Source organism: Arthrobacter sp. 131MFCol6.1 (assembly GCF_000374925.1).
Classification (GTDB): domain Bacteria; phylum Actinomycetota; class Actinomycetes; order Actinomycetales; family Micrococcaceae; genus Arthrobacter.
Map to the genome: position 1 here is coordinate 1 of NZ_KB895557.1, position 25,844 is coordinate 25,844.

Below are 25,844 nucleotides of genomic sequence, written 5' to 3' on the forward strand. Positions count from 1 at the left end.
CACCGGGGCCGGGAGGGACACGATCCAGGCAAGAATCTCGGCATAATCCGGGGACATCCGGTGCGGAATGATCTCGCCGGTCTGCGCGTCCAGGGCGCATCCGGCAACAGAACGGGCATGGACATCCAGGCCGACGCTTGTACGCTCAAACATAGCTGGAACCTCCAATTTCAAATGTGGCTCTACCTGTTCGCCAAGTGTGGCAGGCAACCCACGTCCCGCTTTGAAAAGGAGGTTCCAGCCCGAAAAACCCGGCTACCTCATATCGTCTAGCCAGCGGTGCCGACGTCCTTGGCGTCCATGATCCGGTAGGCGTAGCCCTGCTCGGCGAGGAACCGCTGCCGCTTCGCGGCGAAATCCTGGTCCAGGGTGTCCCGGGCCACGAGCGAGTAGAACCGGGCGGAGCGGCCGTCCTTCTTCGGGCGCAACAGCCGGCCCAGGCGCTGGGCTTCCTCCTGGCGGGAACCGAACGAACCGGAGACCTGGATCGCGACCGACGCCTCGGGCAGGTCGATGGAGAAATTGGCGACCTTGGAAACCACCAGGGTCTGCACGTCGCCGGCTCGGAAGGCGTCGAAGAGCCGCTGGCGTTCCTTCACCGACGTGTCGCCCTTGATCACCGGCGCGCCCAGGCGCTCGCCGATCTCGTCGAGCTGGTCGATGTACTGCCCGATCACCAGGAGCTGCTCCCCGGCGTGTTCGGCGACGAGTTCTTCGACCACCCGGGTCTTCGTCTCGGAGGTGGCACACAGGCGGTATTTGTCGGCGTCCTCCGCCATGGCATAGGCCACCCGTTCGTCCCGGGGCAGGTCCACCCGGACTTCCACGCAATCGGCCGGGGCGATGTAGCCCTGGGCCTCGATGTCCTTCCACGGCGCGTCGTAGCGTTTCGGACCGATCAGGCTGAAGACCTCGCCCTCCCGGCCGTCCTCGCGCACCAACGTGGCGGTCAGCCCGAGCCGGCGGCGGGCCTGCAGGTCTGCCGTCATCCGGAAGATCGGAGCGGGCAGCAGGTGGACCTCGTCGTAGATGATCAGGCCCCAATCGTTGCCGTCCACGAGCTCCAGGTGCGGGTACAGCCCGCCGCGCTTTGTAGTCAGGACTTGGTAGGTGGCGATCGTGACCGGCCGGACTTCCTTGACGGAGCCGGAGTACTCGCCGATCTCTTCCTCGGTCAGCGACGTGCGTTTGAGCAGCTCGTCCTTCCACTGCCGCGCGGCGACGGTGTTGGTCACCAGGATCAGCGTGGTGGTGGAGCTGGTGGCCATGGCGGCCGCCCCGACCAGCGTCTTGCCGGCGCCGCAGGGAAGGACGACGACGCCGCTGCCGCCGGCCCAGAAGTTCTCCGCGGCCAGTTGCTGGTAGGGCCGCAGCTTCCAGCCGGATTCGTTGAGCATGATGGGGTGCGGGGTGCCGTCCACGTAGCCGGCCAGGTCCTCAGCCGGCCAGCCCAGCTTGAGCAGCAGCTGCTTGAGCTGCCCGCGCTGGGAGGAATGCACCACCACCGTTTCCCCGTCGATCCGTGGCCCGAGCAGCGGGGCGATCTTCTTGGCGCGGCTGACTTCTTCGAGCACCGGGTAGTCGGAGGTGCGCATGACCAGGCCATGCTGCGGGTCCTTCTCCAGCCGGAGCCGGCCGTACCGGGACATGGTCTCTTCGATGTCGATCAGCAGGGAGTGGGGCACGGGGAACCGGGAGTACGTGAGCAGGGTGTCCAGCACCTTTTCGGCGTCCAGCCCGGCAGCCCGGGCATTCCAGAGCCCCAGCGGCGTCAACCGGTAGCTGTGCACATGCTCCGGGGCCCGTTCCAGCTCGGCGAACGCCGCGATGGCGTGTCGGGCCTCCGTTGCGAGTTCGTGGTCGACCTCCAGCAGGATGGTCTTGTCACTCTGGACGATCAGGGGCCCGTCATTCACTGGAACAATTCCTCTGTAGCTTCTACGTCGATAATCCGGTGGATGGACAGGACCCGCTCCATCTCCTTGTCCGGATCGAACACCCGCACCCGCCCACCGTTCACAGCTACCGGAACAACGGTCTCGCGGGTGGCATTCCCCATGCTGTCCACGACGTTCATGATGACCCGCTGCCTGAGGCGGATCGCCTTCAACAGGGTCTCGAGCCCCAGCTGGGTCGCCTCCTCGCTGCCCGGGGCCGCCGGCGGGTGGGCGCCGGAGCCGGGCGCCCGGGACCCGTTGGCGCGCAGCACGGCCAGTTGGGCCTCAATGTCGGCCTCCGGCGGGGCGGTCCGCGGAGCGGTGTAGACCGGCCGGCCGCTGCCGGGCGCGGGGGTGCTGCGGCGCAGCCGGACGACGGCGGAGGCAGCTTCCTCCAGTACGGGGGCGAGACCCAGGCCCCGGAGGACCTGGGCGGTTTCCCGGGTCGCGGCGTGGGAGACGACCACGGTGGGCGCGATGCGCACCAGCCCGAGGCCGGCGGCGGCCGGGGCGTTGAGCAGCTCCAGCAGGGCGGTCTCGTCCTCGCTTTGGATGAAGCTGGCAGCGGCCCCCACCCGGAGCCGGGAATGGCGCGCGGCGGTGTCTTCGATGAGGTACTGGAGGGGCTGCGGGATGGCTGTGGCCGAATGCTGGCGCAGGAAGTCCAGCATCGCCGCGGCGTCCTGGCCGGCGTCGAGGGCCCGGCGCACGGAGGTGACGGAGAAACGGTAGATGGTGGCCGGTCCCTGCCCTTCGGCCGCGGCCATGGTCAGGAGCCGTTCGCTCAGTTCGGGGTCGAGGTAGCCCGGCGCCACCGCCGTCAGGTCCGCCTGCAGCAACACATGCTGCAGGGCAGCGGGCAGGTGTTCGCCCAGGATCCCCAGGGCATCATCCGGCTGCTCGGCGGCGATCGCGGCGCCCAGCTGGCTGAGCGCCCCGGAGCCGATCAGGCCGAGCATCTCGGCCTCCGCGAGGATGCCGCGGATCAGCGAGCTGAAGCGCCTGGCCATCCGGGGCTGCGTCCACTCGGCACGCTCCAGCACGGCGGCGGCATCGAGGACGGGGGCCTGCCCGTCGGGCGCCGCGGCCTCGAGGGTGAGTTCGCGCAGGATTTCCAAGACCCGTTTGCGGACCACCGGGGCGTCCGGCCGCTGCGCCTCGGCAGAGAGCGCATTGATGGTGGTCCCGGCCGGGCCCCGGTGTCCGGCAGGGCCCGGCGCGGCGGCATTCACCGGCTGGCCCACGAGGGACGGCGCGCGCTCGCTGGCCAGCCAGGCGTTGACCAGCCACAGCCACTGCTCCTGGCGCGGCAGCGACAGCCACTCCAGCTGCGGCGGCTGCACCCACGCAGAACTGTCGACGTCCAGCCGCAACAGACCGGCCATTCCGCAGAGCTCCGCGAGGACGCCGGCCTCGTGCACGTCCATCCGCAGCGAATCCGCCAGCCGCTTCATCTCCCGGACCCCGACGCCCCCGCTGCGCAGCGTCGCCAGCGGCTGTTCGCGCACGGTGTAGAGCACTTCGCCCACGAGCCGCAGCGTCTCGGCGATAGCGCCCAACGCGGCGTTCCGGCGCAGCCCCGCGCTTGTGTGGCCCAGCCGGGGGACGGGCGGCGCGAGCGAAAAGTTCTCGATGACATACCCGCCGCGCAGCGACACTCCGACGCTGTGCGGCAGTTCGACGTGGGCGGCGTCCAGCGGTACCAGCAGCCCGCGCGCCAGCAGCCAGTCCACGGGGCCGACGTCGGCGCTTTCGTGGAGCACGGACGCCCGGCGCTGCGCCTGCGGAACGGCGCCCATGGCCCAGTTCCCGAACCGGGCCAGAAGGGCTGCGGTCCGATCCGGTGCGGTGGCCAGGATTTGCTGGAGCGATTCCGGTGTTGCCGTCCAGTGCTGCAGGGAAAGGGCGGCTTCCATCGGCGTCGTGGCGGGGGAGATGGTCGCCCCGCCGCGGTGCAGTTCCCCCACCAGCTGCACCACGCGCTGCGCAAAAGCGGGCTGGAGCCGTACAAGTTCGGTGTAGCTGCGTCCCAGCCCCGCCGGGTAAATGCCGATCACGTCCTTGAGGCTGCCGACCGGAAGATAGTGCCGCTGCTTGGCGGCGGCGGGAGTCGCGCCGTGCGGCGGATCGGCGCGGTTGACGAGGGCCAGTTCCTGCAGGGAATGGAGGATCCGGTCGACGGCGGCAACCGAGGAGCCGTTGATCAGTTTCTTCAGCATCGCCGCCGACGCACTGTGCCCGGTATCGGCGTTGGTGCACAGGTGCAGGGTTTCCAAGACCTGCATCTGCGGGCGGTTGAGCCGTTCGAGTGCCCGCTGCACGCTGACCCGTCCGCTGGCACGGGCGGCGAGGGCGGCGAAGTCCGGAACGCCCGGAGAAATCAGGTCCGGCCGCGCGGAGAACAGGGCCCGCAACGATTCGTCGCTTCGTGCCTGAAGTTCCTTGCTGAGCGCGCGGATGAGGGACATCGCTCCAACGTTACCTTTCGCCGGGCCCGCGCGGGCGGCGACGTGCTACCACCGAGTCCACAACAAGCGCCAGCATGAGCAGGAAGGCCACCGGGAGGCCGTAGAGGGCCGTCGAAGTAATCCAGGCGGGCGCCACGGCATTGTTGAAGGCCATGGCCATGACAGCGGCGACGGCAACCAAGGACAGCACAGCAAGAGTGGCCGCTGCGATCATCAGGGGCCGCCGGTAACGCGTCAGTGTCATGGGGGCAACGCTAACAGTCCGGCATCGCCCGCGCCTCAAGCCGCGAAAGTGAACCAGGCAGGATAACCTTGAAAGATACAGACCAACACGGTCCGGGCAGTCATACCCTGAACCCGCGTATCCATGCGGATGCGGTGACCGCCGGCCGTGTCCCCGCAGAACGAAGAAGGTTGATTACGTGCCTACCGGCAAGGTCAAGTGGTATGACAAGGAAAAAGGCTTCGGATTCCTCGCGGGCGAGGACGGCCAGGAAGTCTTCCTGCCCAAGTCCGCGCTGCCCGAAGGCATCACGGAGCTCAAGGCCGGCACTCGTGTTGAATTTGGTGTAGCCGACGGGCGCAAGGGTGCCCAGGCGCTGGGCCTGCGCGTGCTGGACAAGACGCCGTCCATCGCCAAGGCAAAGCGGCCCAGTGCCAGGGACCTTGCCCCGCTGGTCCAGGACCTCGTCAGCGTGCTGGACAACCTCTCCGGGACCCTGTCCGCGGGCAAGTACCCGGAAGGCAACAAGGGCAAGGCGATCGCAGCGGCCCTCCGTAAGGTTGCCGACGAGCTGGACGTATAAGGCTTTTGATGACTCAGGAACCTGATCAGTTGCCGGCGCCGGATGCCGGATCCACAGCGCCCGCCGGGGCCAAAGCAACCGGCCCCAAGCAGGGAATCCGCCCGCGCGCCGGCGTGCCCGTCTGGCGCACCGGCAAGCCTGACGCTTTCCTGGCCGCCGCCGTCGACGTCGCCCGCGCCGCGGTGGAGGGCATTGCCCCCGCCGAGCAGATCGGCGAGCACATCGGCGCCCGAAGCGAGGGCGACCGCCTGGTGACCCACCTCTTCGAATCCAGGCTGCCCGGCTACGGCGGCTGGCAGTGGTACGCCGTGCTGACACGCAACTCGCGGTCCAAAGTGGTCACGGTGGACGAACTCGGTCTCCTGCCCTCCGAGGACTCCATCCTGGCGCCGGCCTGGGTTCCCTGGGCCGAGCGGGTCCGCCCGGAAGACGCGCAGGCTGACGAGGCCGCCGAGACGCCGTCCGGTTCCGAGGCGCCGTCGCAGGTGTCCGACGCCGACCAGCAGGATGCTGCCGACGCCAACGCCGCTGCGATGAACGACGACGACGCCAACGACGACGACGCCAACGACGACGAGCCGAACGACGACGAGCGGGAACGCTCCGCGGACGAGGCCGACTAGCGGTTGGAAGCGTCCGGGAGCGTGTCTGGGGAGGGCTGGGGCTGATGTCCACGTTCAAATCCCTGCACATCCTGAACTACCGGATCTGGTTCGTCGGCGCCCTCATCTCCAACGTTGGCACCTGGATGCAGCGCACCGCCCAGGACTGGCTGGTGTTCGCCCACCTGACGGCGCACGATGCCGGGGCGGTGGGGATCACGATGGCCCTGCAGTTGGGTCCGCAGCTCTTCCTGGCACCCGTGGCCGGGCTGGTCGCCGATCGTTTCAACCGCAAGCGGCTCCTGGTGCTGACCCAGTCCGCCATGGCGCTGCTGAGCGCGGGGCTGGGCATCCTGGTGGTCACGGGCGCGGCGCAGCTCTGGCACGTCTACGCGTTCGCCCTGATGCTCGGCGTGGTCTCGGCCCTGGACGCCCCCGTCCGGCAGACCTTCGTCTCGGAGCTGGTCCAGGACGACTACCTGCCCAATGCGGTGGCCCTGAACAGCGCGTCCTTCAACGTTGCCCGGATGATCGGCCCGGCCGTCGCCGGCGTGCTCACGGCCGCCGTCGGGCCCGGCTGGGTCTTCCTCCTCAATACACTCACCTTCGTGCCCCTGTTGCTCAGCCTGGCGAAAATCCCGTCGTCGTCGCTGCGCCGGCTGCCGCGTGCACCTGCGGGCAAGGGCAGGATCCGGGAGGGGCTGCGCTATGTGAGGTACCGTCCGGACCTGGTCGTGGTGCTGGTGGCGATCTTCATCGTGGGAACCCTCGGGCTGAATTTCGCCCTGTTCATCGCGGCCATGGTGGGGACGGAATTCGGCCTCGATGCGGGGGCCTTCGGCTTGATGAATTCGATCATGGCCATCGGTTCCGTCGCCGGGGCCCTGTTGTCCGCCGGCCGCGGCAAGCCACGGCTGCGGGTCATTTTCGGGGCGGCCGCCGCCTTCGGCGTGACCTCGGGCATCGCAGCGATGGCCCCGAGCTACTTCTGGTACGGGGTCGCACTTGTGCCCGTGGGGCTGTTCGCGATCACCATGATGACAAGCGCTAACGGGTACGTCCAGACCACCACGGAGCCCGTGATGCGGGGCCGGGTGATGGCCCTCTACATGGCGATCTTTATGGGCGGAACTCCCCTTGGTGCGCCGCTCGTCGGCTGGGTGGCAAACACCGCGGGCCCCCGCTGGTCCATGGCGGTCGCGGCCGGCGCCGGCCTGCTGGCGGCCCTGATCGGGCTGGTGTGGATCATCCGCGCGAAGCACCTGCGGCTCCACTTCAACCGCCGCGCCCGCGGGCTGCGGTACTTCCGCGTCGAAAGCGGGACGGGCGCGGCCGGTGCCGGCCTGGACGCGCAGCCGGAGGCACAGCCGGGCGGACGGGCCTGAAACGACGACGGCGCCGTCACGGTTTGGGTTCTGTGGGGCCGTGACGACGCCGGACGCAGGGCTACTTCTTCAGTTCCGCCACGACGAAATCGATGCACTCGAGCAGTGCCGAGACATCGTCGGGCTCGATCGCCACGAAGGTGGCGATGCGCAGCTGGTTTCGGCCCAGCTTTCGGTACGGCTCGGTATCGACGACGCCGTTGGCGCGGAGCACCTTGGCGATGGCCGAGGCGTCGATTGATTCGTCGAAGTCGATCGTGGCGATCACGTTGGAACGGTCCTCAGCCTTGGCCACGAACGGCGTGGCGTATCCGGACGCCTCGGCCCAGCGGTAGATGCGGCCGGCAGAGTCCGCGGTCCGGCCGGCGGCGAAGTCCAGGCCGCCGTTGGCGTTGAGCCACTGCACCTGGGCATCGAGCGTCACCAGGGTGGCCAGCGCGGGGGTGTTGTAGGTCTGGTTCAGCCGGGAATTGTCGATCGCCGTCTGGAGGTCCAGGAAATCGGGGATCCAACGGCCGCCGGCCTTGATCCGTGCCGCCCGCTCAAGCGCCGCCGGGGAGAACAGGCCCAGCCACAGGCCGCCGTCGGACGCGAAGTTCTTCTGCGGCGCGAAGTAATACACGTCCGCCTCCGCCACGTCCACGTCCAGCCCGCCCGCGGCCGAGGTCGCGTCCACCAGCACCAGCGAGCCCTCGTCGGCGCCGGCCACGCGCTGGACGGGTGCGGCAACGCCGGTTGACGTCTCGTTCTGCGGCCACGCGTAGACGTCGACGCCGGCCTCCGCCCGGGCGGTGGGGCGGGTGCCGGGTTCTGCCTTGATGATGGAGGACTCGGCAAGGAAGGGTGCCTTGTTGGTGGCGGAGGCGAACTTTGAGCCGAACTCGCCGAAGGACAGGTGCTGCGCCTTGTTCTCCACGAGCCCGAAGCTGGCAATGTCCCAGAACGCGGTGGATCCGCCGACGCCCAGCACCACTTCATAGCCTTCCGGTGCCCGGAAGAATTCGCTGAGGCCGTTGCGGACCGAGCCGACCAGGTTTTTCACGGGTGCCTGGCGGTGCGAGGTCCCCAACAGCTTCGACGAGGCCGCGGCCAGGGCGTCCATCTGTTCCGGCCGGACTTTCGACGGGCCGGCGCCGAACCGTCCGTCCTTGGGCAGGAGGTTGGCGGGGATCGTGATGCTGGTGTCGCTCACAGTGGCTCCAATTTTCGGCTGGTTCGTAGCGTGGCTGGGAGGTGGCGGGAGGGATGGCTACCACGGACACCCCTTTTCATACTGCCTGTTCTATTTTGCCTGACAGCTCCCGGCGATACGGAAAAAGGCCTGTCATAGTCCGGTCATTGAGACACCAGGGGACGGCTGGCCGGCTGGGGCTGAGGCAATAGCTCCAGGCCGATCGAAAGATTATCCGGAGTAATTCAAAATAGGCTAGGCTGGCATGCGAACGTACGGCGGTTCCCGCCAGGGCGCATCCTGCATGCAGCCCGCACGCGGTACGGTGGGAATGACGCTAGGACTGCGCTCGAGGAGCTGAGCTGAATGACGGATCTGATCGATACCACGGAGATGTATCTTCGGACCATTCTGGAACTTGAAGAAGAAAACATCGTTGCCCTCCGCGCCCGCATCGCCGAACGGCTCCGCCACTCCGGCCCCACTGTGTCCCAGACCATCGGCCGGATGGAGCGCGACGGGCTGGTGGTTGTTTCCGGCGACCGGCACCTTGAGCTGACGGAAACCGGACGGAAACGCGCAATCGGCGTCATGCGCAAGCACCGTCTGGCCGAACGCCTCCTCGCGGACGTGATCGGGCTCGACTGGGCCTACGTCCATGAGGAAGCGTGCCGCTGGGAGCATGTCATGAGCGAACGCGTCGAGCGCAGAATCTTTGAGATGCTCAACCACCCGACAGTCTCACCCTACGGAAACCCGATTCCAGGGCTTGCGGATCTTGGCGGCGTGCCCAACGGCGCCCCCGTGGACAGGGCCGTGAACCTGCTGGAGGCCATGGCCGGCTACGGTGTGAGCTCCCGGGTTACGGTCAACCGGCTCGCGGAGCCGATCCAGGTGGAGCCGGAGCTTCTTGCCCAGCTCGACGAGGGCGGAATCAGGCCAGGCGCGCTGGTCTCGCTGGAGCGGGTGGGGGAGTACATCTCGGTCCGCGTGCCCGATATCGAAGGTGCCCTGGAGTTGCCGCCCGAGGTTGCCGCGCACGTGTTTGTAACAGTCGCCTGACCAGCCACTCCGCGCCGGTCATGGGACGACCCATGAGTTGTACACAATTGCGATTACGGATTTATTACCGGGCGGCTTAATCACCTATAGTTAGTGGCCAGTACCGATACCAAAGCGTTACCTGATCCGAAGCCGAACCCTGCCAGCGGATCAGTCGCAGAACCACCTCCTGGCAGGGGCGGGGGAACCACTTTCGGCTGCTACTTCGGCAGCCTTGGGGTGAAGTCCGTCAGCGGCAAGCAGCTTCCACCGAAGGATCCCATGGGGATGCCTCTGTGCCTGGCTGCTTGCAACGGCGGACCGGGTCTTTGATCTCTCTGACCCGAATCCGACAGCTAACTCCGCAGGCCATCCAGAGAGGAACCGTTCTTGACCACCCAGACCGCCAGGGGCCGTCGCCGCGCGACCGGTCCCGCTCCGGAGCCGCGGCCCGTCGTCGCTCACACGGCCGAACGCCCGCGTGACGTGCACCGCGATGAACGGCGTCACCGGCGCAGCCCGTTCCGCCAGGTCACGGACTTTGCCGCGGCCAGCGGAGTCGGGCAGAAGGCCGGGATCGCGCTGGCCGCAACTGGTCTGGTTCTCACCGTGACGGTTCCCGTCACGAGTCCGGTGATGGCTTCGAATCCGGGCGGATCCGGCGCGCTCACCGCTGCCGTGCAGCCGGATGTCACGGCTGCCGCCGCCGCAAAGGTTGACTTCAACCGCACGGCCGTCACCACGAAGGGTGATCCGGACGGGAAGCTCAAGCAGTTGCTGAGCGCCCAGTCTGTGGGCACCATTACCCGCGCGGCATCGGCGGGCACCCTTGGTGCGCCGCTGGACCAGCTGGTCACGGCCTCACCCTTCGGCTACCGCGTCAGCCCCATCACTGGGGGCGCGGGGGAGTTCCACCGCGGCCAGGATTTCGCCGCCCAGTGCGGCACGGCGGTCCACGCGGCCGCCAGCGGCACCGTGACCTTCAACGGTTGGCATCCCTTCGGCGGCGGAAACCGCGTGGTCATCGATCACGGCAACGGCCTGGAGACCACGTACAACCACCTGTCCTCGGCCTCGGTCCAGGTCGGCCAGAAGGTTTCCCGCGGTGACGTCGTCGCCATGAGCGGGACCACCGGCGCCTCCACGGGCTGCCACCTTCACTTTGAAGTGATGGTCAACGGCGACGTCGTTGATCCGCTCGGCTGGCTCTAAACAAGACGATGGGCTGCTCTCAAGTTCCCGTGACACGCCGTGATCTGAATGTGACATTGGATCCGGACTGCTGTAGGGTTTGAAGCACGCCAACTTTTCCGAAGTTGGCGCTCTTGAGTGGATTGCCTAGCTCTGCCACCGCTCAAGGTCCGTTCGCATTACATCGTCTGGCAGGGGCGGGGGAACCAATTTTGGCCTTCGAAAGAAGGCCTTGGGGTTAAGTCGCAAAGCTTCCCAGGAAGCAGCGCGGCCGGGTGACTCCCATCCGAATCCGACAGCTCACCTCGTAGGCATTGGGAGAGGCTACTTTCGTGTCTTCACGCCACAATTCTGCGCGCATGCGCACCGGCGAGGCTCTGTCGAGCCCGCTGGAATCCACATCACGTGCCGCCCTTGCCGGCGCCCGGATTGGATCACGTTCCGCAGGCTCAATCTCTACCGAGCCCGGACAGCATGCAGTTTCCGCTTTTGGCGCGTCTTCGCAGTACACCCTTCGCTAAGTAACCCATTTCGGGGCGATCCGGCGTACCCCCAAGATGCCGGAGCGTCCTCAGTCCGTGCCCGAAAGCGCGCGGTCCAAGGATCACGAAAGAGAGAACTTAATGACTACTCGTGCAAACGTTGCACGGCACCGCGCCGAGGTCACCAAGACCAACTCGCTGGCTGTTATTGCTAAGGCTGTCGGCGACAACGCCGGCGGCGTGGGCCGTCAGGCCGCGGTCATCGCCGCAGCTTCCGGTCTGGTCCTGACCAGCGGAATCGCAGCCAACGCTGCTGAAACCAATGTTCAGCGCGAATCCACCTCCGCTTCGGCCCTGGAAGTCCAGTCCGCAGCTCCGGCCACCATCTCGGCCGCTTCCACCATCGCGATCTCATACGAGAAGCCCGCCGTGACCACCACGCCGGCTCCCGTCGTCGAGGCTCCCAAGCCCGTCGTGAAGGTCCAGGACGCTACGGCCTCCCGCGCCGGCGGCACCGAGCTTGGCGTCAGCGGCGGCGTCGCTGCCCAGGCTCCGGCCGGCATCGGAAGCGGCGCTGGCGCGACCATCGCCGCCGCTGCCTACGCACAGATCGGCGTGGCGCAGGACTGCACCGCCCTCGCCACCAACGCACTGGCCGCGGCCGGCATCCACTACCACGGCTGGCCGGCAGGTTACCTGTCCCTGGGCCGCACCGTGAGCGCCGGCGAGGCACGCCCGGGCGACCTCGCCTACTACCAGAACGGCGGCGTGGGCATGGCTCACATCGCGGTCTACGTCGGCAACGGCATGGCAGTGCACGGCGGCTGGAACGGCGGCACCACCGCGCTGTACAGCGTAAACGTCGGCTCCGGCCCGGTCTTCATCCGCGTCGGCGCCTAAGCACGAACCCCAGCTTTTCGAAAGACCCCCGCCTGCAGGCGGGGGTCTTTTGCGTTGCCGCGCAGTGAACTTTCCGCGCCGCGGACTGCGCCGGTGAAAAAATATTCGGTGATCCGGCACTTGAGTGTTTACTCTTGTGTTGTCGATCCATAGCCCGACCATGCAGAGGGCAGCCGGCCCTCGTGCCGCTGGCGGGTGCGGCCGTGAAGAGGTATGCGGATGCGCACTCTCGTTCTGAATGCTGGATATGAACCGCTGGCGGTCATCACCTTCCGCCGGGCGCTCGTCCTTGTCCTGACCGGAAAGGCCAGCGTGGTGGCCGAAGGGGACGACCCCGTTGTCGGCCCGCAGGACATTTTGGGCCGCCCGTCCGTGATCCTGCTGAACCGCTACATCCGGCCCAGGTACAACACGATGACTGCGGTGAGCCGCCGCGGCGTGCTGCGCCGGGATGCCCACCGCTGCGCGTACTGCGGCAAGGCTGCCCACACCATCGACCACATCCAGCCCAAGTCGCGGGGCGGAGCCGACTCCTGGGAGAACCTGGTGGCGGCCTGCCTGCGGTGCAACAACGCCAAGAGCGACCATACGCCGGCGGAGATGGGCTGGAAGATCGGTTTTGTTCCGGGCCCGCCAAAGGGCGCCATCTGGCAGATCAAGGAACTCGAGAAGCCGACGCCGGCCTGGGATCCGTTCCTGCTGCCTGAATCGGCTGCCTGACCCGCCTCCTGGCCTGCTGCCTTGTCAGCTGGTGGGATTGCTGCCGGCGCACGTCACGGCTTGCTCGGCGGCCGCCGGCGCCGCGCTAGGCTGAAGCGATGGAGTTCGATGCCATCATTCTCGCCGGGGGACGGGCCTCCCGCCTCGGCGGCGTGCCCAAATCCGGGCTGATCTTCGACGGCGCCACCCTCCTGGAGCGGTCACTGCGGGCCGCGGGCGCGGCGGCGCGCACCGTCGTCGTCGGCCCCGACCCCGGGGGTCTGCCCGGCGGCGTCCTGACCTGCCGTGAGGACCCGCCCTTCGCAGGGCCGGCCGCAGCCATCGCCGCGGGCCTGGCTGCCCTGGCCGCCGACCGCGCAGGCCGGCGCACAGCCGCCGCGCCCTTTACCCTGGTTCTGGCGTGCGACATGCCGCGGTCCGCCGACGCGGTCCGCGCTCTGGCCGAGGCGCTGGCCGCACACGCCGCAGGTCCGCCGGAACGGGACGGGCCCGACGGCGTCATGGCAGTCTCGGCCGACGGCCGGAAGCAGCCGCTCGCGGGCTTTTATGGCACGGCTGTGCTACAACGTTCCGTCGCCGACGCCGCGTCCCGGAACAGGCTGGAAAACGCGTCGGTCTTCGCCCTTCTTGCTAGGCTGGACGTGCGGGAAGTTCGCGTTCCCCCGGGTTCCACGGACGACGTCGACACCTGGGATGACGCGTCCGCACTAGGGGTATCCGGCAGGATTCCCGACGGCGGTCCGGGCTCCGGCCCGGCTCTGCGCAGCTGAACTCGACCATGGAGGCAAACGGTGAAAAGCCAGGATGAAACACTGGAAGACTGGTGCCGTGCCCTGCTCCAGGCCCTGGAGCTGGACGACGTTGAGATTGACGTGAATGAGGTCCTCGCCCTGGCCGGCGTGGCCGCCCATTCCGTGGTGCGCCCCGCGGCGCCGCTGACTACGTTCATTGCCGGCTTTGCCGCCGGTCTGGCCTCGGGCTCCGGGCAGGCCACGGACTCCGTGTCCATGGAGGCGGCGATGGCCGTGGCCCGCCGGCTCGCCAAGGACTACGCAGCCGCCGAAACTTCCGGGGCATGACGGCTGCGGCCCCGGACGGCAGCGGACCCACTGCCCCTGGCAGAAACGGCGGTGGAGGCGGAGTCCGAGATGACCTCGGCGATCCCCCCATCACCGCTGACCAGGATGTAGCGGACCAGGACACCGCGGCGCAAGATGCAGCCGACCAGGACACCGAGGGCCAGGATGCGGCGGACGAGGACACCTCGGCGGAGCCGCACAGGCACCTGGCCCACACGTGGCAGGAGGCCCGGCAACTCGCGTTCGACTGCGCCGTTCCCATCCTGGCCGCCCCTGTCCCGCTGCGGCACGCGCTGGGCCGGACCCTCGCGGCGGACGTCGTTGCCCAGCAGGACATGCCCCATTACGCTTCTTCCGCAATGGACGGCTGGGCCGTCAACGGCAGCGGCCCCTGGATCCTGGCCGAACCCGGCCAGCGGCTGGCGCCGCATCAGGCCAGCACGATTGCCACCGGCGGCCTCATCCCGCCCGGGGCCAGGGCGGTGTTGCGCAGCGAAAGCGGCATCATCGGTGCCGACGAGGACGGCCTGCCCCTCCTGAAGCTGGGCGGCACCGCGAAACCAGGGGACCCGCGCAACGGCGAGCACATCAGGAAGGCCGGAGAGGAAGCCGCCGCCGGGGACGTCCTGATCAAGCGCGGCACGGTCCTGAATCCCGCCCATCTTGCCCTCGCCGCGCTGGCCGGAAGCGATACCCTTCCCGTGCTCGGCAAGGCCGTGGTACGCCTCGTCTTCACTGGCTCCGAGGTGGTGACGAGCGGGATGCCGGCACCAGGGCAGGTCCGCGACACCTTCGGACCCCAACTGGCCGCCGTGGTGGGAATGCTCGGCGGGATCTGCACCGAAGAAGTGAAAGTCGGCGACACCTACGCCGAATGGCTCGCGGCGCTGGAGGACACCGATCCTGCCGGTGAAAACCTGCCCGCCGACGTCGTGATCACCACCGGCGGCACGGGACGCTCCGGAACGGACCACCTCCGGCGCTCGGTCGCCGAACTCGGCGGCCGCCTGCTGATCGACGGAATCGCCATGCGGCCGGGCCACCCCGCCGTGCTGGCCGAGCTGCCAGACGGCCGTTACATCCTGGGCCTGCCTGGAAATCCGCTCGCGGCCATGATGGCGCTGTCCACGATCGGGGCCCCACTCCTCGCAGCCCTGGGGCACGGCGCGGTCCCCCCGCTGAGCGAGGTGCCCTGCGGCTCGACCATTGACGCCGATCCGGGCCGGACCCGGCTCATGCCCTTCCGGTTGCTCTATGGCATGGCATCGCCGGCGCAGCACACCGGTCCGGGAATGATGCGGGGCCTGGCCGCCGCCGACGGTGTGCTGGTGGTCCCGCCCCATGGCGTGCAGCTGGGGGAATTGGTCCCCGCCTTCGCCCTCCCGTGGGGTGCGCCGCTGCCTGACGCTTCGGCAGCGGCCGCCGCGCAGAAGCCGGCGCCGAAGCGGACCGCCAGGAAGACCGCGGCCAGCGACGGGCCGGTGGACTGGAGTGCCCTTTTGGGCTGAGTCCTGGCCCGCAGCGCCGGCGTCAGGGCCGGACACGCCATCAGAATCAGACACTTACAATGATGGAACCAGCCAAAGATTCAAACTGCCGCAAGATTCAAACAGCGGCACGACATGTTGCTTAGGAGCACCGGATGGGCCGTGTGACACAGCGCCGCAAGGTGCACAAGATCGTCCTGGACGGGTCCCCGCAGGCCCTCGAATTCCCGGTCCGGCACCGGGAGGACGTCCTTGCCGTCGAGGAACCGCTGGAAATCCGGCTCGGCAACATGTCGTTCTCCGTCACCATGCGAACGCCGGGCAATGACTTCGACCTCGTCGCTGGCTTCCTCGTCTCGGAGGGGATCATCTGGGCTCCCGAACAACTGGTCTCGCTCAGGTTCTGCGCCGGCGAAGACGCCGATGGCATGCAGACGTTCAACGTAGTGGAGGCGCAGCTCCGGCCCGACGTCGTACGGCCCGAGACGGGACGCAACGTCTTCACCTCCAGTTCCTGCGGTATCTGCGGGACGGACTCGATCGATGCCGTGCGGAAGTCCTCGCACTACAGCCCGGCACAGGATCCGCTGACCGTCCCCGTGGAAACGCTGGCGGCCCTCCCGGATGCCCTCCGGTCCGCCCAGGAGGTCTTCGAGGTCACCGGCGGCGTGCACGCCGCCGGACTCTTCAGGATCTCCGACGACGGCTCGGCCGAGTTGCTGTGCCTGCGCGAAGACGTGGGCCGGCACAACGCGGTGGACAAGGTGGTGGGCTGGGCGCTCCGCGAAGGCCTGCTCCCGCTCCGGGGCACCGTGTTGCAGGTGTCCGGCAGGGCATCGTTCGAGCTGGTCCAAAAGGCTGCCCTCGCCGGAATCCCGGTCCTCGCCGCGGTCAGTGCCCCCTCCAGCCTGGCCGTCGAGCTCGCCGAGGCCAGCGGGATGACCCTGGCCGGGTTCAGCCGCGGGACCAGCCTGAACGTGTACGCTGGCCAGCAGCGCGTCGCGGTTCCGGCGCCCGCGGCCGGCTAGCGGCAACAGTTGGCCAACAGGTTCTCCGCGGCGTAAGTTTTATCCATCGATTGGAAATCGATCGGACCCCCAGCGCTGAAGAGGATCACATTGCACGACGACCGCCGTCTTACGGAAGTCCGGCTGGACCGCTTTCTGCGTGACCGGATCGGCCCGGCCGTCTACCCGCGCAGCGTGCCGCTGACACTGAGCAGCTGGGATGCGCCGGACGAACCCGTGCCGGTGTTCGAGGCCCTGCGGCAGGAGTTCGCACCCCAGGAACACGGCGCGGCCTGGGGCCGGCCCTGGAGCACCAAGTGGCTCCGGCTCCGGGGTGAAGTGCCGGACGCCTGGGGAACCTCGGCCGGCACCTCGGTGGAGATCCTCGTGGACCTCGGCTTCAGCGGCGAACTCCCGGGCTTCCAGTGCGAAGGCATTGCCTGGCGGTCCGACGGGACCATCATCAAGGCGATCTCGCCACGGAACCAGTACATCCCGCTCAAGCTCCTGGGCAGTGGCATGGCCGTCGACTTCTACGTCGAAGCCGCGGCCAACCCCGACTTGTCCCAGAACTGGACATTCGCCGCCACCCCCTACGGCGACAAAGCGACGTCGGGCAGCGAGTCGAAGTACCGCCTCGGCAGGATCGCCATTGCCGAACGCAACCAGGCCGCCTGGGAACTGCAGCAGGACATCCTCACGCTCAGCGGGCTCATGCACGAGCTGCCCATGGACCTGCCGCGCCGCCACGACATCCTGCGGGCGCTCGAACGCATGCTGGACATCATGGACCCTGACGACGTTGCCGGGACCGCGGAGGCCGGACGGGCCGCCCTGGCCGATGTCCTGTCCCGGCCGGCCTATGCCTCGGCGCACCAGCTCGTGGCCACGGGCCACGCCCACATCGATTCGGCCTGGTTGTGGCCGGTCCGGGAAACCATCCGCAAGTGCGCCCGGACGTTCTCCAACGTCGTCGCGCTGATGGACGAGAATCCAGATTTCGTCTTTTCGTGCTCCTCCGCCCAGCAACTCGCATGGATGAAGGAGTACTATCCGGAGCTCTTCGGGCGCATCAGGGACAAGGTCCGGGCCGGCAGGTTCGTTCCCGTCGGCGGGATGTGGGTCGAATCCGACTCCAACATGCCCGGCGGCGAGGCCATGGCACGGCAGTTCCTCGAGGGCAAGAGCTTCTTCCTGGCCGAATTCGGCGTCGATTGCCAAGAGGCGTGGCTGCCGGACACCTTCGGGTATTCCGCGGCCCTGCCGCAGATCATCAAGGCCGCAGGCAGCCGCTGGTTCCTGACCCAGAAGATCTCCTGGAACCAGGTCAACAGGATGCCCCACCACACCTTCAACTGGGAGGGAATCGACGGCACCAGGGTGTTCACCCATTTCCCGCCGGTGGACAGCTACAACTCCGACCTCAGCGCCCGGGACCTGGCGCACGCAGAACGGAACTATCGGGACCACGGACGTGGAGGCACGTCGCTGGTTCCGTTCGGGTACGGCGACGGCGGCGGCGGCCCAACCCGCGAGATGCTGGCCGCAGCGGAGCGCACGGCGGACCTGGAAGGATCCCCGAAGGTGCGGATCGGCTCGGCTGCCAGCTTCTTTAGCCAGGCCCAGGCCGAGTATGAGCCCCTGCCGGTCTGGGTGGGGGAAATGTACCTGGAACTGCACCGAGGGACCTACACCAGCCAGGCCAAGACCAAGCTGGGGAACAGGCGCAGCGAGCACCTGCTCCGGGAAGCCGAGCTCTGGAGTGCCACCGCGGCTGTGCGGGCCGGGCACAGCTACCCGGCTGCGGAGCTCAAGCGCCTCTGGCGGCTGGTCCTGCTGCAGCAGTTCCACGACATCCTGCCGGGGAGCTCCATCGCGTGGGTCCACCAGGACGCCGAACGGAACTACGCCGCCGTCGAACGGGGGCTGGAAGCGATCATCACGAACGCCGCGGCGGCGGCCCTCGGCGCCGGCAGCCGGGAATTCCTGCTCAACGCGGCCCCGCACGAGCGCCTTGGCGTGCCGGCGCTGGCCGCTGCCGAAACGGTCCGGCCCGGGCGGCCGGTAGAGGTCACCGAGGCCGGCGGCGGCTACATCCTGGACAATGGCATTATCCGGGCCGTGGTGGATGCCAACGGACTGCTGGTCTCCCTCGCGGACCAAGCCAGCGGACGCGAGGCGATTGCTCCCGGCGAGGTCGGCAACCTCCTGGAGCTGCACCGGGACACGCCCAATGAGTGGGACGCGTGGGACATCGACGCCTTCTACCGAAGGAACGTCGTCCGTCTGGTTGAGGCGCGTTCGGTGACACTGGAGAGCGGCCTCCGGGGCGAAAGCCCGGACGCCGTCGTGGTGGTGGAGCGGATGGCCGGGTCCTCTGCCGTGACCCAACGGATTACGCTCGCGGCGGGTGCAGACTCGCTTGCGATCACCACGGTCGTGGACTGGCAGGAGAGCGAGAAGCTGCTCAAGCTGGGCTTTGCCCTGGATGTCAGGGCGGACCGGTCGGCGGCGGAGACGCAGTTCGGGCACGTGTTCCGCCCCACCCATGTCAACACGTCCTGGGAGGCCGCGAAATTCGAAATCTGCGCCCACCGCTGGATCCACGTCGCCGAGCCGGGCTACGGGGTGGCGATCTCCAACGCTTCCAGCTACGGTCACGACGTCACCCGCAACGTCCGGGAGGGCGACGGCGGCACCACCACCACAGTGCGGCTCTCACTCCTGCGGGCACCGAAGTTTCCGGATCCCGGCGCGGACCAGGGCAGGCACGAGCTGCACGTCACGGTCCGTCCGGGTGCCACGATTGCGGACGCCGTCGAAGAGGGCTACCGCACCAACCTGGCGCCGCGGGTGGTGCGCGGGGCGCACGGGGTGGAACCGCTGGTCACAGTCGTCAACCAGGCCCTTGTCATTGAAGCGGTCAAACTCGCTGAAGACGGCTCCGGAGATGTGATTGTCCGGCTGTACGAAGCGCTGGGGGAGCGGTCCACCGGCGCGGTGAAGGCCAATTTCCCGGTCCGCGGGCTGCACGCCGTGGATCTGTTGGAACGGCCCGTCGACGCCCCGGGAGTGACGGCAGGCCGCGATTCGGCCGAGCTTAGCCTGCGGCCCTTCCAGCTGGTCACGCTGAGGTTTGTGCGCTGAAAGACAGGGCCGCCTGACACCGCCCCACGCAGGGGAATCCGGCCGGCACTGTCGGGGCATCCGGACGACACTGTCCGGAACAACCGGAAATACCCTTAAACAGGCTGAGTGGGAGCGGTCCTTCCGGACCGCTACCACTCATCCCCCCAATGGCGCTTGGACGACTGCCTCTGCTTCGCACGGCTGACTTCCGTACACGAAGCGGTTGCCGCTTTCACACATTCATGATTCTTTCACGATCTAATGATTTTGTGAATGCCCTAGGTTTCGTTCTTACGGAATGTTGCGCGAGTGTTACCAGATTTCTTCGCAACGAGCCCCGACGCCCAGAACAGGCCCAGGCCCAGGACGTAGCCCACGACGGCCAGATAGTTGACCGTCTGCTGCGCGAGGAACCAGTCTTCCGGGGCGAAGGAGGCGGGCACGGTGAACGCGGTGGCGAGGGCGCCGAGGCAGGTCAGGAGGGCCCCCGCACGCACGAGCCGCGGCAATTGGCTCCTGGCGGTGGCCAGCAACGCGGGCAGCAGGGCGAGGGAGACAAAGGCAGGGTAGGTGCGGCCGGCCGCGGCGTAGAACGGCGCCAGGGCTGCATTGGGCCCGCCCTTGTCCGCGATGCCCAGCAGGCCCGACGAGGATCCGCGGGTGTCCATGAGGAAGAAGGTTCCCGCCACGACGACGGCGCTGAGAGCCAGGGCCCAGCGGCCGGCCGGGCCCGCAATGAAGCGGTAGCCGCGCTCATCCTCCAGGCCCGTCGCCACGCGCAGACCTACCAGCAGGACGGCCGCGAACACGAGGAACCGCAGGAGGAGATGGGTGAGGTTCCATCCCCCCAGCGCCCCGTCGATCGCCTCATAGGGGCCGGTCACGGAGAGCAGGCTGCACAGGGTTGCGAGCGCCAGGATCCAGAAAACGGCCCTGTTCCGGCCCCGGATCGCATCCGGAACGCGGAGAAGGAGCACCACGGTGCAAGTGACCAGCGTGCCCCACTGGAGGATTGCAATCATTCCGGGTTCCCCCACGTCGCTTTCCTGCTCATCCCCAAGATGGTCAGGCCATGCCAGCTTGCTTCTTCGGCGCCCGCTTCGCAAGTGACTTGGCCAGCCAGATCAGGGACAGTCCCAGGACCAGGCACAGGACCGCCGAGTAGTTGAAGACGAACTTCATGAATCCCAGGGACGAAGGAATGACCGGGGAAAGCAGGCTGAGGCAGATGGCCACAGTGCCCAGGGCCAGCAACGCGGCGCTGGAGCGCACAAGGGCCGGGAGTCCGCTGCGCAGGGTCCGCAGCATGGCCGGAAACAGGGCTGCGGTGATGAATGCCGGGTACAGGCGGCCGGCGGCCCCGTAATACTCCACCAGGGCGGCATTGTGGCCGTCCTTGGCGAACACGGCGACCAGCCCCGCCGAAGAACCGGCCGTGTCCATCATGAGGAAGACCGCCACCACCGCAATGGAGGCGGCTGCGGCGATCGCGATTCCAATGGGGCCGGTGATGAGCTTCAGGGCGTCGCACGCGCTGAAGCCCCGGGCCAACCGGATCCCAAGAAAGAAGATGCCGCCGAAGATGACGAAGCGCAGCACCAGGTTGGCGAAGTTCATGCCTCCCAGGACCTGGTCCACGGCCAGATAAGGGGCATCGATGCTGAGCAGGATGGCCACGGTCATGAGCGCAAAGATCCAGAACAGGGACCGGTTTTCACCGCGGAGAACGCTGGGCACGCGGACAAGCGTGACGACGCAGCACAGCGCCAGCGTGGTCCACTGCAGGATCGCGATCATCCGAGGTTCTCCCAAATCTTTTCTGTTTGTGCCTGCTCCTGCTCGTGGCGCCGCAGCGACTTCCCGAGCGCCTGGAGACGCTCCCCGGCCAGGGAACTAAGTTCACCGTCGGAAAGGGCATCCAAGGCTGCCTGCTTAGCTCCTGGCGTCCAGCCGGCCTCGGCCTCGGTGATCAGGCCCGTGGCGACGAGCCCGCCCGTGAAGCCTACGCCCGCCGCGCGGGCGGTCGCGACCGCCAGTTCGGGGGAGAGCCGGTTGGCCGTGAGCTGGGCCGAATAATTTTGCGGAGCCACGCCGGTGGCAGCCGAAACCCGGTGACGCAACTCACCGTCGTCAATCGCATCCACCCAGTTCCGGACGGACGTGGCGTGCGGGGCGGGGCTCAACGCCGGAGTCATTGAGCTGCCCTGGTCGCCATAGCCGCCGTAGGCAGGGGAGGACCGGGAAATGACTGCGCGCAACAGGTCCATGGTGGCAACCTGGCTGACGAGTTCGGCCGGCGTGGGTGGCTGCGGCGGGGCGGCCAGCTCCACATAGTGGTCGAAGGACGCGAGCTCCGCCAGCGGGCTCAAGCCCAGGGCGCGGCTGATGCTGACCAGAGTGGTTTCGGCTACTTTTCCGCGCACCAGCTGCTGCGCGAAGGTGGTGCGCTTGATCCCCGAGATTCTGCAGAGATCGGCCGTGCTCGCGGACGGGGCAACGCGGTGAAGCCAGAGTTGGAACGCCTTTGCGGGTAATGGCATCTAGGGCTTCCTGCGGAGTCGGCGGGCAGTATGGCTACTGGCATGCGGTCGGGCAGCGGCGATTAGGGCGGGCGGTGACGGGGGCGTCACGGAGGGGGCTGGGATTTTACGTGAGGTGCTAATTCAACTATGCTAAATGGTCGAACCCGCTGGTCCGTACACCCCCCAAGTCCGGACCGGCGGGTTCTTCTATGCCCGGCTGGTTTTGGTCCCGTCGGGACGCGCAGTTTCTCCCCAGTCGGGACGGTCCGTTTTGGGCCGCAGTGAGAGGATGAAGTAATGACTGCAACCCTTGTTGCCAAGGACCTTTCCGGTGGACACGATCACCGCACACTCTTCTCGAAGCTGTCCCTGACCGTAGCGCCCGGTGACGTCGTCGGCGTGGTCGGCGCCAATGGTGCCGGCAAATCAACCCTGCTGCGGCTGCTGGCCGGCGTCGACGGTCCGCAGGAAGGCACAGTGAGCCTGGCCCCCGCCGACGCCTTTGTCGGCTGGCTGCCGCAGGAGCACGAACGGATTGCCGGCGAAACGGTGGCGGGCTATATCGCCCGGCGCACCGGCTGCGCCCAGGCGACCCTGGAGATGGAATCCACCGCGGAGGCGCTGGGCTCCGGCGCTCCGGGCTCCGACGACGCGTACTCCCTGGCCTTCGACCGCTGGATGGCCTCCGGTGCCGCCGACCTGGAGGACCGGATCCCGTCCGTCCTGGCGGACCTTGGCCTCGATGTGGGCCCGGACGCCGGAATGACTGGCCTGTCCGGTGGCCAGGCGGCCCGCGTGGCGCTCGCCGCCCTGCTGCTGAGCCGGTTCGACATCGTGCTCCTGGACGAACCCACCAACGACCTGGACCTCAACGGCCTGGCCAAGCTCGAGGCCTTCGTGCAGGGCCTGCGCGGCGGCGCCGTCCTGGTCTCGCATGACCGCGAGTTCCTGTCGCGCTGCGTCACCACCATCGTGGAACTGGATCTGGCCCAGAACTCGGTGGCGGTGTACGACGGCGGCTACGAGGCCTACCTTGAGGAACGCGCCGTCGCCCGCCGGCACGCCCGGGAACGTTTCGAGGAGTACGCGAACACCAAGGCAGACCTCGTCTCCCGCGCCCGCACCCAGCGCGAGTGGAGCTCCCAGGGTGTCCGCAATGCCATGAAGAAGAACCCGGACAATGACAAGATCCGCCGGGCGGCCAGCACCGAGTCCTCCGAGAAGCAGGGCCAGAAGGTCCGGCAGATGGAGTCCCGCATTGCCCGGCTCGAAGAAGTTGAAGAGCCGCGCAAGGAATGGCAGCTGCAGTTCAGCATCGGGGCGGCACCCCGCTCCAGCGCCGTCGTCGCCACCCTGCGCGACGCCGTCGCGGTGCAGGGCGACTTCACCCTGGGTCCGGTGAACCTGCAGCTGAACGCGGGCGAGCGGATCGGGATCACGGGTCCCAACGGCGCCGGCAAGTCCACCCTGCTCCGGCTCCTGCTCGGCGTCCAGCAGCCCGACTCCGGTGACGCCTCCATGGGCGCGTCCGTGGCCGTCGGGGAGATCGACCAGGCGCGCGGCCTCCTGGCCGGCGATATGTTGCTCGCAGACGCCGTCGAGGCCGTCCTGACGGACCAGGCCCCGGCCGAGGTGCGCACCCTGCTGGCCAAATTCGGCCTCAAAGCCGATCACACCAACCGGGCCGTGGACTCCCTTTCCCCGGGGGAACGGACCCGGGCCGCCCTGGCGCTGCTGCAGGCCCGCGGCGTGAACCTGCTGGTGCTGGACGAACCCACCAACCATCTTGACCTGCCCGCCATTGAACAGCTCGAGGAAGCCCTCGACAGCTATGACGGCGCGCTGCTGCTGGTCACCCACGACCGCCGGCTGCTGGAAAACGTCCGCCTGGACGTGCGCTGGAACGTCGAGAACGGCGTCGTCACCGAGCTGCACGCCGATGCCCCGAAAGGCAACACCACATGAGCATGGACCGGGTCGCCTGGAGCTCCCTCTACAACATCACCCGCGCCTCCAGCGGGTCCAAGCCGTTCTCGAAAGAGACCCTGAAGCGCGTGTTCAGTTTTGCCCGCCCCCACCGCGGCAAGCTGATCGCGTTCGTACTGCTGTCCATCGTGATGGCCTTCCTGGCTGTCGCCACCCCGGTCCTCGCCGGGCAGGTAGTAGACGAGATCATTGCCCACGCGGAGGCCTCAACCGTGATCTGGCTGGCCGTCCTGATCGCCATCGTCGCGGTGGCCGAGGCGGGGCTGGGCCTCGTGACGCGCTGGCTGTCCTCCACGATCGGCGAAGGCGTGATCGTGGACCTGCGCACGAAGGTCTTCGACCACGTCCAGAAAATGCCGATCGCCTTCTTCACCAGGACCCGGACCGGGGCCCTGGTCAGCCGGCTGAACAACGATGTCATTGGCGCGCAGTCGGCCTTCGCCGGCACGCTCTCCGGCGTGGTCAGCAATGTCGTGGCCCTGGCGCTGACCCTCGCGGTGATGCTGAACAAATCGTGGCTTGTGACGGTGCTCGCCATGATCCTGCTGCCGATCTTCCTGATCCCGGCCCGCCGGATGGGCTCCAAACTGGCCGATCTGCGGCGCGAAGCCGCCGAACACAACGCCACCATGGGCACCCAGATGACCGAGCGCTTCTCCGCGCCCGGTGCCACGCTGGTCAAGCTCTTCGGCCGCCCGGACGAGGAATCCCGCGAGTTCGCCCTCCGGGCCGGCCGCGTCCGGGACATCGGCGTCCGCACCGCCATGCTGCAGTTCACCTTCGTCACGGCGCTGACGCTGGTCTCTGCCTTGGCCCTGGCACTGGTCTACGGCCTGGGCGGCTGGCTCGCGCTCGAGGGGCAGCTGGCCGCGGGCGACGTCGTGGTGCTCGCGCTGCTGCTCACCCGCCTGTACGCGCCGCTCACGGCACTTTCGAGCGCGCGGGTGGAGGTCATGAGCGCCCTGGTCAGCTTCGAGCGCGTCTTTGAGATCCTGGACCTCAAGCCGCTCATCCAACAGAAGCCGGATGCGGTGGCCTCCCCGCCGGGTCCGCTCTCGGTGGAGTTCGACGACGTCCGCTTCGCCTACCCCTCGGCGGAGAAGGTCTCGCTGGCCTCCCTGGAGGACGTGCTGACCCTGGACACCCGCGGTGGCGAGGAAGTGCTGCACGGCATCAGCTTCCGGGTGGAACCGGGCCAGACAGTGGCCCTCGTCGGCTCCTCCGGAGCGGGCAAGTCCACCATTGCGCAGCTCCTGTCGCGCCTGTACGACGTCGACTCCGGCGCCATCCGCTTCGGCGGCACCACTCCCGGCACGGGCGTGGACGTCCGCGACCTCACGTTCGACTCGATGCGCGCGACCCTCGGCATGGTGACGCAGGACGGTCACCTGTTCCACGAGAGCATCGCCTCCAACCTGCGCTTGGCCCGCCCGGAGGCCACCGAAGAGCAGATGTGGGATGCGCTGCGGCGTGCCCGGCTCGAAGACATGATCCGGTCCCTGCCCGATGGGCTGGACACCGTGGTGGGGGAGCGCGGCTACCGGCTCTCCGGCGGCGAGCGGCAACGCCTGACCATCGCCCGCCTGCTGATCGCGCAGCCGCGGGTGGTCATCCTCGACGAAGCCACCGCCGCGCTGGATTCGACCAACGAGGCCGCCGTCCAGGAGGCGCTGGGCGCCGCGCTCGAAGGCCGTACCGCCGTCGTGATCGCCCACCGTCTCTCGACGATCCGCGCGGCGGACGCGATCCTGGTGGTGGAGGACGGCTCAATCGTGGAGCGCGGTACCCACCGGGAGCTCCTCGCCGCCGAGGGCCGCTATGCGGAGCTGTACCGGACGCAGTTCTCCGAGGCCAGCGCGGTCGCCCAGGAGGCCGTGCCCGGCTACTGAGCCGGTGTTGGAGGCCGGTGTTGAAGGCTGGTGTTGGAGGCC

General features: G+C 68.0%; 21 protein-coding genes, 1 pseudogene and 2 riboswitches. Of the genes and pseudogenes, 14 read left to right on the forward strand and 8 right to left on the reverse strand.

Features of this window, described 5'->3' with window-relative positions; all coding sequences use genetic code 11:
- The 4 genes and pseudogenes from C566_RS23495 to C566_RS0119310 form a co-directional block, all read right to left on the reverse strand.
- Nucleotides 1-153 (reverse strand): annotated as a pseudogene (locus tag C566_RS23495) (IS110 family transposase); the annotation flags it as partial.
- A 116-nt stretch (nt 154-269) separates the two neighbouring features.
- Nucleotides 270-1,916 (reverse strand): DNA repair helicase XPB, encoded by a 1,647-nt coding sequence (locus tag C566_RS0119300; RefSeq protein WP_018776000.1) that lies wholly within the window; start codon nt 1,914-1,916, stop codon nt 270-272.
- Complete coding sequence (locus tag C566_RS0119305) at nt 1,913-4,405, reverse strand: helicase-associated domain-containing protein (protein WP_018776001.1); 2,493 nt, start codon at nt 4,403-4,405, stop codon at nt 1,913-1,915. Before C566_RS0119305 ends, C566_RS0119300 begins: the two co-directional genes overlap by 4 nt.
- 10 nt (nt 4,406-4,415) lie before the next feature.
- On the reverse strand, nt 4,416-4,649 hold the full coding sequence (locus tag C566_RS0119310) for a hypothetical protein (protein ID WP_018776002.1): 234 nt from the start codon (nt 4,647-4,649) through the stop codon (nt 4,416-4,418).
- A 178-nt stretch (nt 4,650-4,827) separates the two neighbouring features.
- Between C566_RS0119310 and C566_RS0119315 the strand changes: the two genes are divergently transcribed.
- The 3 genes from C566_RS0119315 to C566_RS21835 are packed head-to-tail and all read left to right on the forward strand — an operon-like array spanning nt 4,828 to nt 7,198.
- On the forward strand, nt 4,828-5,211 hold the full coding sequence (locus C566_RS0119315) for a cold-shock protein (protein ID WP_018776003.1): 384 nt from the start codon (nt 4,828-4,830) through the stop codon (nt 5,209-5,211).
- An 8-nt stretch (nt 5,212-5,219) separates the two neighbouring features.
- Complete coding sequence (locus tag C566_RS0119320; protein ID WP_026266866.1) at nt 5,220-5,834, forward strand: DUF3027 domain-containing protein; 615 nt, start codon at nt 5,220-5,222, stop codon at nt 5,832-5,834.
- Nucleotides 5,835-5,878: 44 nt separating this feature from the next.
- A complete protein-coding gene (locus C566_RS21835) occupies nt 5,879-7,198 on the forward strand; it encodes an MFS transporter (RefSeq protein WP_018776005.1) in 1,320 nt (439 codons plus the stop codon).
- Between the two features lie 61 nt (nt 7,199-7,259).
- Here the strand turns inward: C566_RS21835 and serC are convergent, their stop codons facing one another.
- On the reverse strand, nt 7,260-8,390 hold the full coding sequence (serC, locus tag C566_RS0119330; RefSeq protein WP_018776006.1) for a phosphoserine transaminase: 1,131 nt from the start codon (nt 8,388-8,390) through the stop codon (nt 7,260-7,262).
- 345 nt (nt 8,391-8,735) lie between these two features.
- Between serC and C566_RS0119335 the strand changes: the two genes are divergently transcribed.
- From C566_RS0119335 to C566_RS0119375, 9 genes are all read left to right on the forward strand, one after another.
- Nucleotides 8,736-9,431 (forward strand): metal-dependent transcriptional regulator, encoded by a 696-nt coding sequence (locus tag C566_RS0119335; RefSeq protein ID WP_018776007.1) that lies wholly within the window; start codon nt 8,736-8,738, stop codon nt 9,429-9,431.
- Between the two features lie 150 nt (nt 9,432-9,581).
- Nucleotides 9,582-9,796: riboswitch (cyclic di-AMP (ydaO/yuaA leader) on the forward strand.
- 4 nt (nt 9,797-9,800) lie between these two features.
- Nucleotides 9,801-10,622 (forward strand): M23 family metallopeptidase, encoded by an 822-nt coding sequence (locus C566_RS0119340; RefSeq protein ID WP_018776008.1) that lies wholly within the window; start codon nt 9,801-9,803, stop codon nt 10,620-10,622.
- 137 nt (nt 10,623-10,759) lie between these two features.
- Nucleotides 10,760-10,929, forward strand: a riboswitch (cyclic di-AMP (ydaO/yuaA leader).
- Nucleotides 10,930-11,224: 295 nt separating this feature from the next.
- On the forward strand, nt 11,225-11,983 hold the full coding sequence (locus C566_RS0119345) for an NlpC/P60 family protein (RefSeq protein ID WP_018776009.1): 759 nt from the start codon (nt 11,225-11,227) through the stop codon (nt 11,981-11,983).
- A gap of 219 nt (nt 11,984-12,202) precedes the next feature.
- The gene (locus C566_RS0119350) at nt 12,203-12,703 is read left to right on the forward strand and encodes an HNH endonuclease (RefSeq protein WP_026266867.1); all 501 of its coding nucleotides are present in this window, start codon (nt 12,203-12,205) and stop codon (nt 12,701-12,703) included.
- A 98-nt stretch (nt 12,704-12,801) separates the two neighbouring features.
- A complete protein-coding gene (gene mobA, locus C566_RS0119355; RefSeq protein WP_018776010.1) occupies nt 12,802-13,473 on the forward strand; it encodes a molybdenum cofactor guanylyltransferase in 672 nt (223 codons plus the stop codon).
- 21 nt (nt 13,474-13,494) lie between these two features.
- Nucleotides 13,495-13,782, forward strand: a complete 288-nt coding sequence (locus C566_RS23020) for a DUF6457 domain-containing protein (RefSeq protein WP_018776011.1) — start codon at nt 13,495-13,497, stop codon at nt 13,780-13,782.
- Nucleotides 13,779-15,290, forward strand: a complete 1,512-nt coding sequence (locus tag C566_RS0119365; RefSeq protein ID WP_018776012.1) for a molybdopterin molybdotransferase MoeA — start codon at nt 13,779-13,781, stop codon at nt 15,288-15,290. The genes C566_RS23020 and C566_RS0119365 overlap by 4 nt, the downstream gene beginning before the upstream one ends.
- A gap of 134 nt (nt 15,291-15,424) precedes the next feature.
- A complete protein-coding gene (gene fdhD / locus C566_RS0119370; protein WP_018776013.1) occupies nt 15,425-16,297 on the forward strand; it encodes a formate dehydrogenase accessory sulfurtransferase FdhD in 873 nt (290 codons plus the stop codon).
- A 90-nt stretch (nt 16,298-16,387) separates the two neighbouring features.
- The gene (locus tag C566_RS0119375; RefSeq protein ID WP_018776014.1) at nt 16,388-19,423 is read left to right on the forward strand and encodes an alpha-mannosidase; all 3,036 of its coding nucleotides are present in this window, start codon (nt 16,388-16,390) and stop codon (nt 19,421-19,423) included.
- 260 nt (nt 19,424-19,683) lie between these two features.
- On the opposite strand, the gene C566_RS0119380 is transcribed toward C566_RS0119375, so the two are convergent.
- The 3 genes from C566_RS0119380 to C566_RS0119390 are packed head-to-tail and all read right to left on the reverse strand — an operon-like array spanning nt 19,684 to nt 21,945.
- Complete coding sequence (locus C566_RS0119380) at nt 19,684-20,427, reverse strand: hypothetical protein (protein WP_026266868.1); 744 nt, start codon at nt 20,425-20,427, stop codon at nt 19,684-19,686.
- 43 nt (nt 20,428-20,470) lie between these two features.
- The gene (locus tag C566_RS0119385; RefSeq protein ID WP_018776016.1) at nt 20,471-21,202 is read right to left on the reverse strand and encodes a hypothetical protein; all 732 of its coding nucleotides are present in this window, start codon (nt 21,200-21,202) and stop codon (nt 20,471-20,473) included.
- The gene (locus tag C566_RS0119390; RefSeq protein WP_018776017.1) at nt 21,199-21,945 is read right to left on the reverse strand and encodes a hypothetical protein; all 747 of its coding nucleotides are present in this window, start codon (nt 21,943-21,945) and stop codon (nt 21,199-21,201) included. The genes C566_RS0119385 and C566_RS0119390 overlap by 4 nt, the downstream gene beginning before the upstream one ends.
- Nucleotides 21,946-22,224: 279 nt before the next feature.
- On the opposite strand from C566_RS0119390, the gene C566_RS0119395 reads away from it, so the two are divergent.
- On the forward strand, nt 22,225-23,892 hold the full coding sequence (locus tag C566_RS0119395) for an ABC-F family ATP-binding cassette domain-containing protein (RefSeq protein WP_018776018.1): 1,668 nt from the start codon (nt 22,225-22,227) through the stop codon (nt 23,890-23,892).
- A complete protein-coding gene (locus C566_RS0119400; protein ID WP_018776019.1) occupies nt 23,889-25,802 on the forward strand; it encodes an ABC transporter ATP-binding protein in 1,914 nt (637 codons plus the stop codon). The genes C566_RS0119395 and C566_RS0119400 overlap by 4 nt, the downstream gene beginning before the upstream one ends.
- Nucleotides 25,803-25,844: the final 42 nt, after the last annotated feature.

Coding starts and splice junctions, on each gene's coding strand:
- C566_RS0119305 (WP_018776001.1), bottom strand. CDS start 4,405: ATGTCCCTCATCCGCGCGCTCAGCAAGGAACTTCAGGCACGAAGCGAC.
- C566_RS0119310 (WP_018776002.1), bottom strand. CDS start 4,649: ATGACACTGACGCGTTACCGGCGGCCCCTGATGATCGCAGCGGCCACT.
- C566_RS0119320 (WP_026266866.1), top strand. CDS start 5,220: ATGACTCAGGAACCTGATCAGTTGCCGGCGCCGGATGCCGGATCCACA.
- C566_RS21835 (WP_018776005.1), top strand. CDS start 5,879: ATGTCCACGTTCAAATCCCTGCACATCCTGAACTACCGGATCTGGTTC.
- C566_RS0119335 (WP_018776007.1), top strand. CDS start 8,736: ATGACGGATCTGATCGATACCACGGAGATGTATCTTCGGACCATTCTG.
- C566_RS0119345 (WP_018776009.1), top strand. CDS start 11,225: ATGACTACTCGTGCAAACGTTGCACGGCACCGCGCCGAGGTCACCAAG.
- C566_RS0119350 (WP_026266867.1), top strand. CDS start 12,203: ATGCGCACTCTCGTTCTGAATGCTGGATATGAACCGCTGGCGGTCATC.
- mobA (WP_018776010.1), top strand. CDS start 12,802: ATGGAGTTCGATGCCATCATTCTCGCCGGGGGACGGGCCTCCCGCCTC.
- C566_RS0119365 (WP_018776012.1), top strand. CDS start 13,779: ATGACGGCTGCGGCCCCGGACGGCAGCGGACCCACTGCCCCTGGCAGA.
- fdhD (WP_018776013.1), top strand. CDS start 15,425: ATGGGCCGTGTGACACAGCGCCGCAAGGTGCACAAGATCGTCCTGGAC.
- C566_RS0119380 (WP_026266868.1), bottom strand. CDS start 20,427: ATGATTGCAATCCTCCAGTGGGGCACGCTGGTCACTTGCACCGTGGTG.
- C566_RS0119385 (WP_018776016.1), bottom strand. CDS start 21,202: ATGATCGCGATCCTGCAGTGGACCACGCTGGCGCTGTGCTGCGTCGTC.
- C566_RS0119390 (WP_018776017.1), bottom strand. CDS start 21,945: ATGCCATTACCCGCAAAGGCGTTCCAACTCTGGCTTCACCGCGTTGCC.
- C566_RS0119395 (WP_018776018.1), top strand. CDS start 22,225: ATGACTGCAACCCTTGTTGCCAAGGACCTTTCCGGTGGACACGATCAC.
- C566_RS0119400 (WP_018776019.1), top strand. CDS start 23,889: ATGAGCATGGACCGGGTCGCCTGGAGCTCCCTCTACAACATCACCCGC.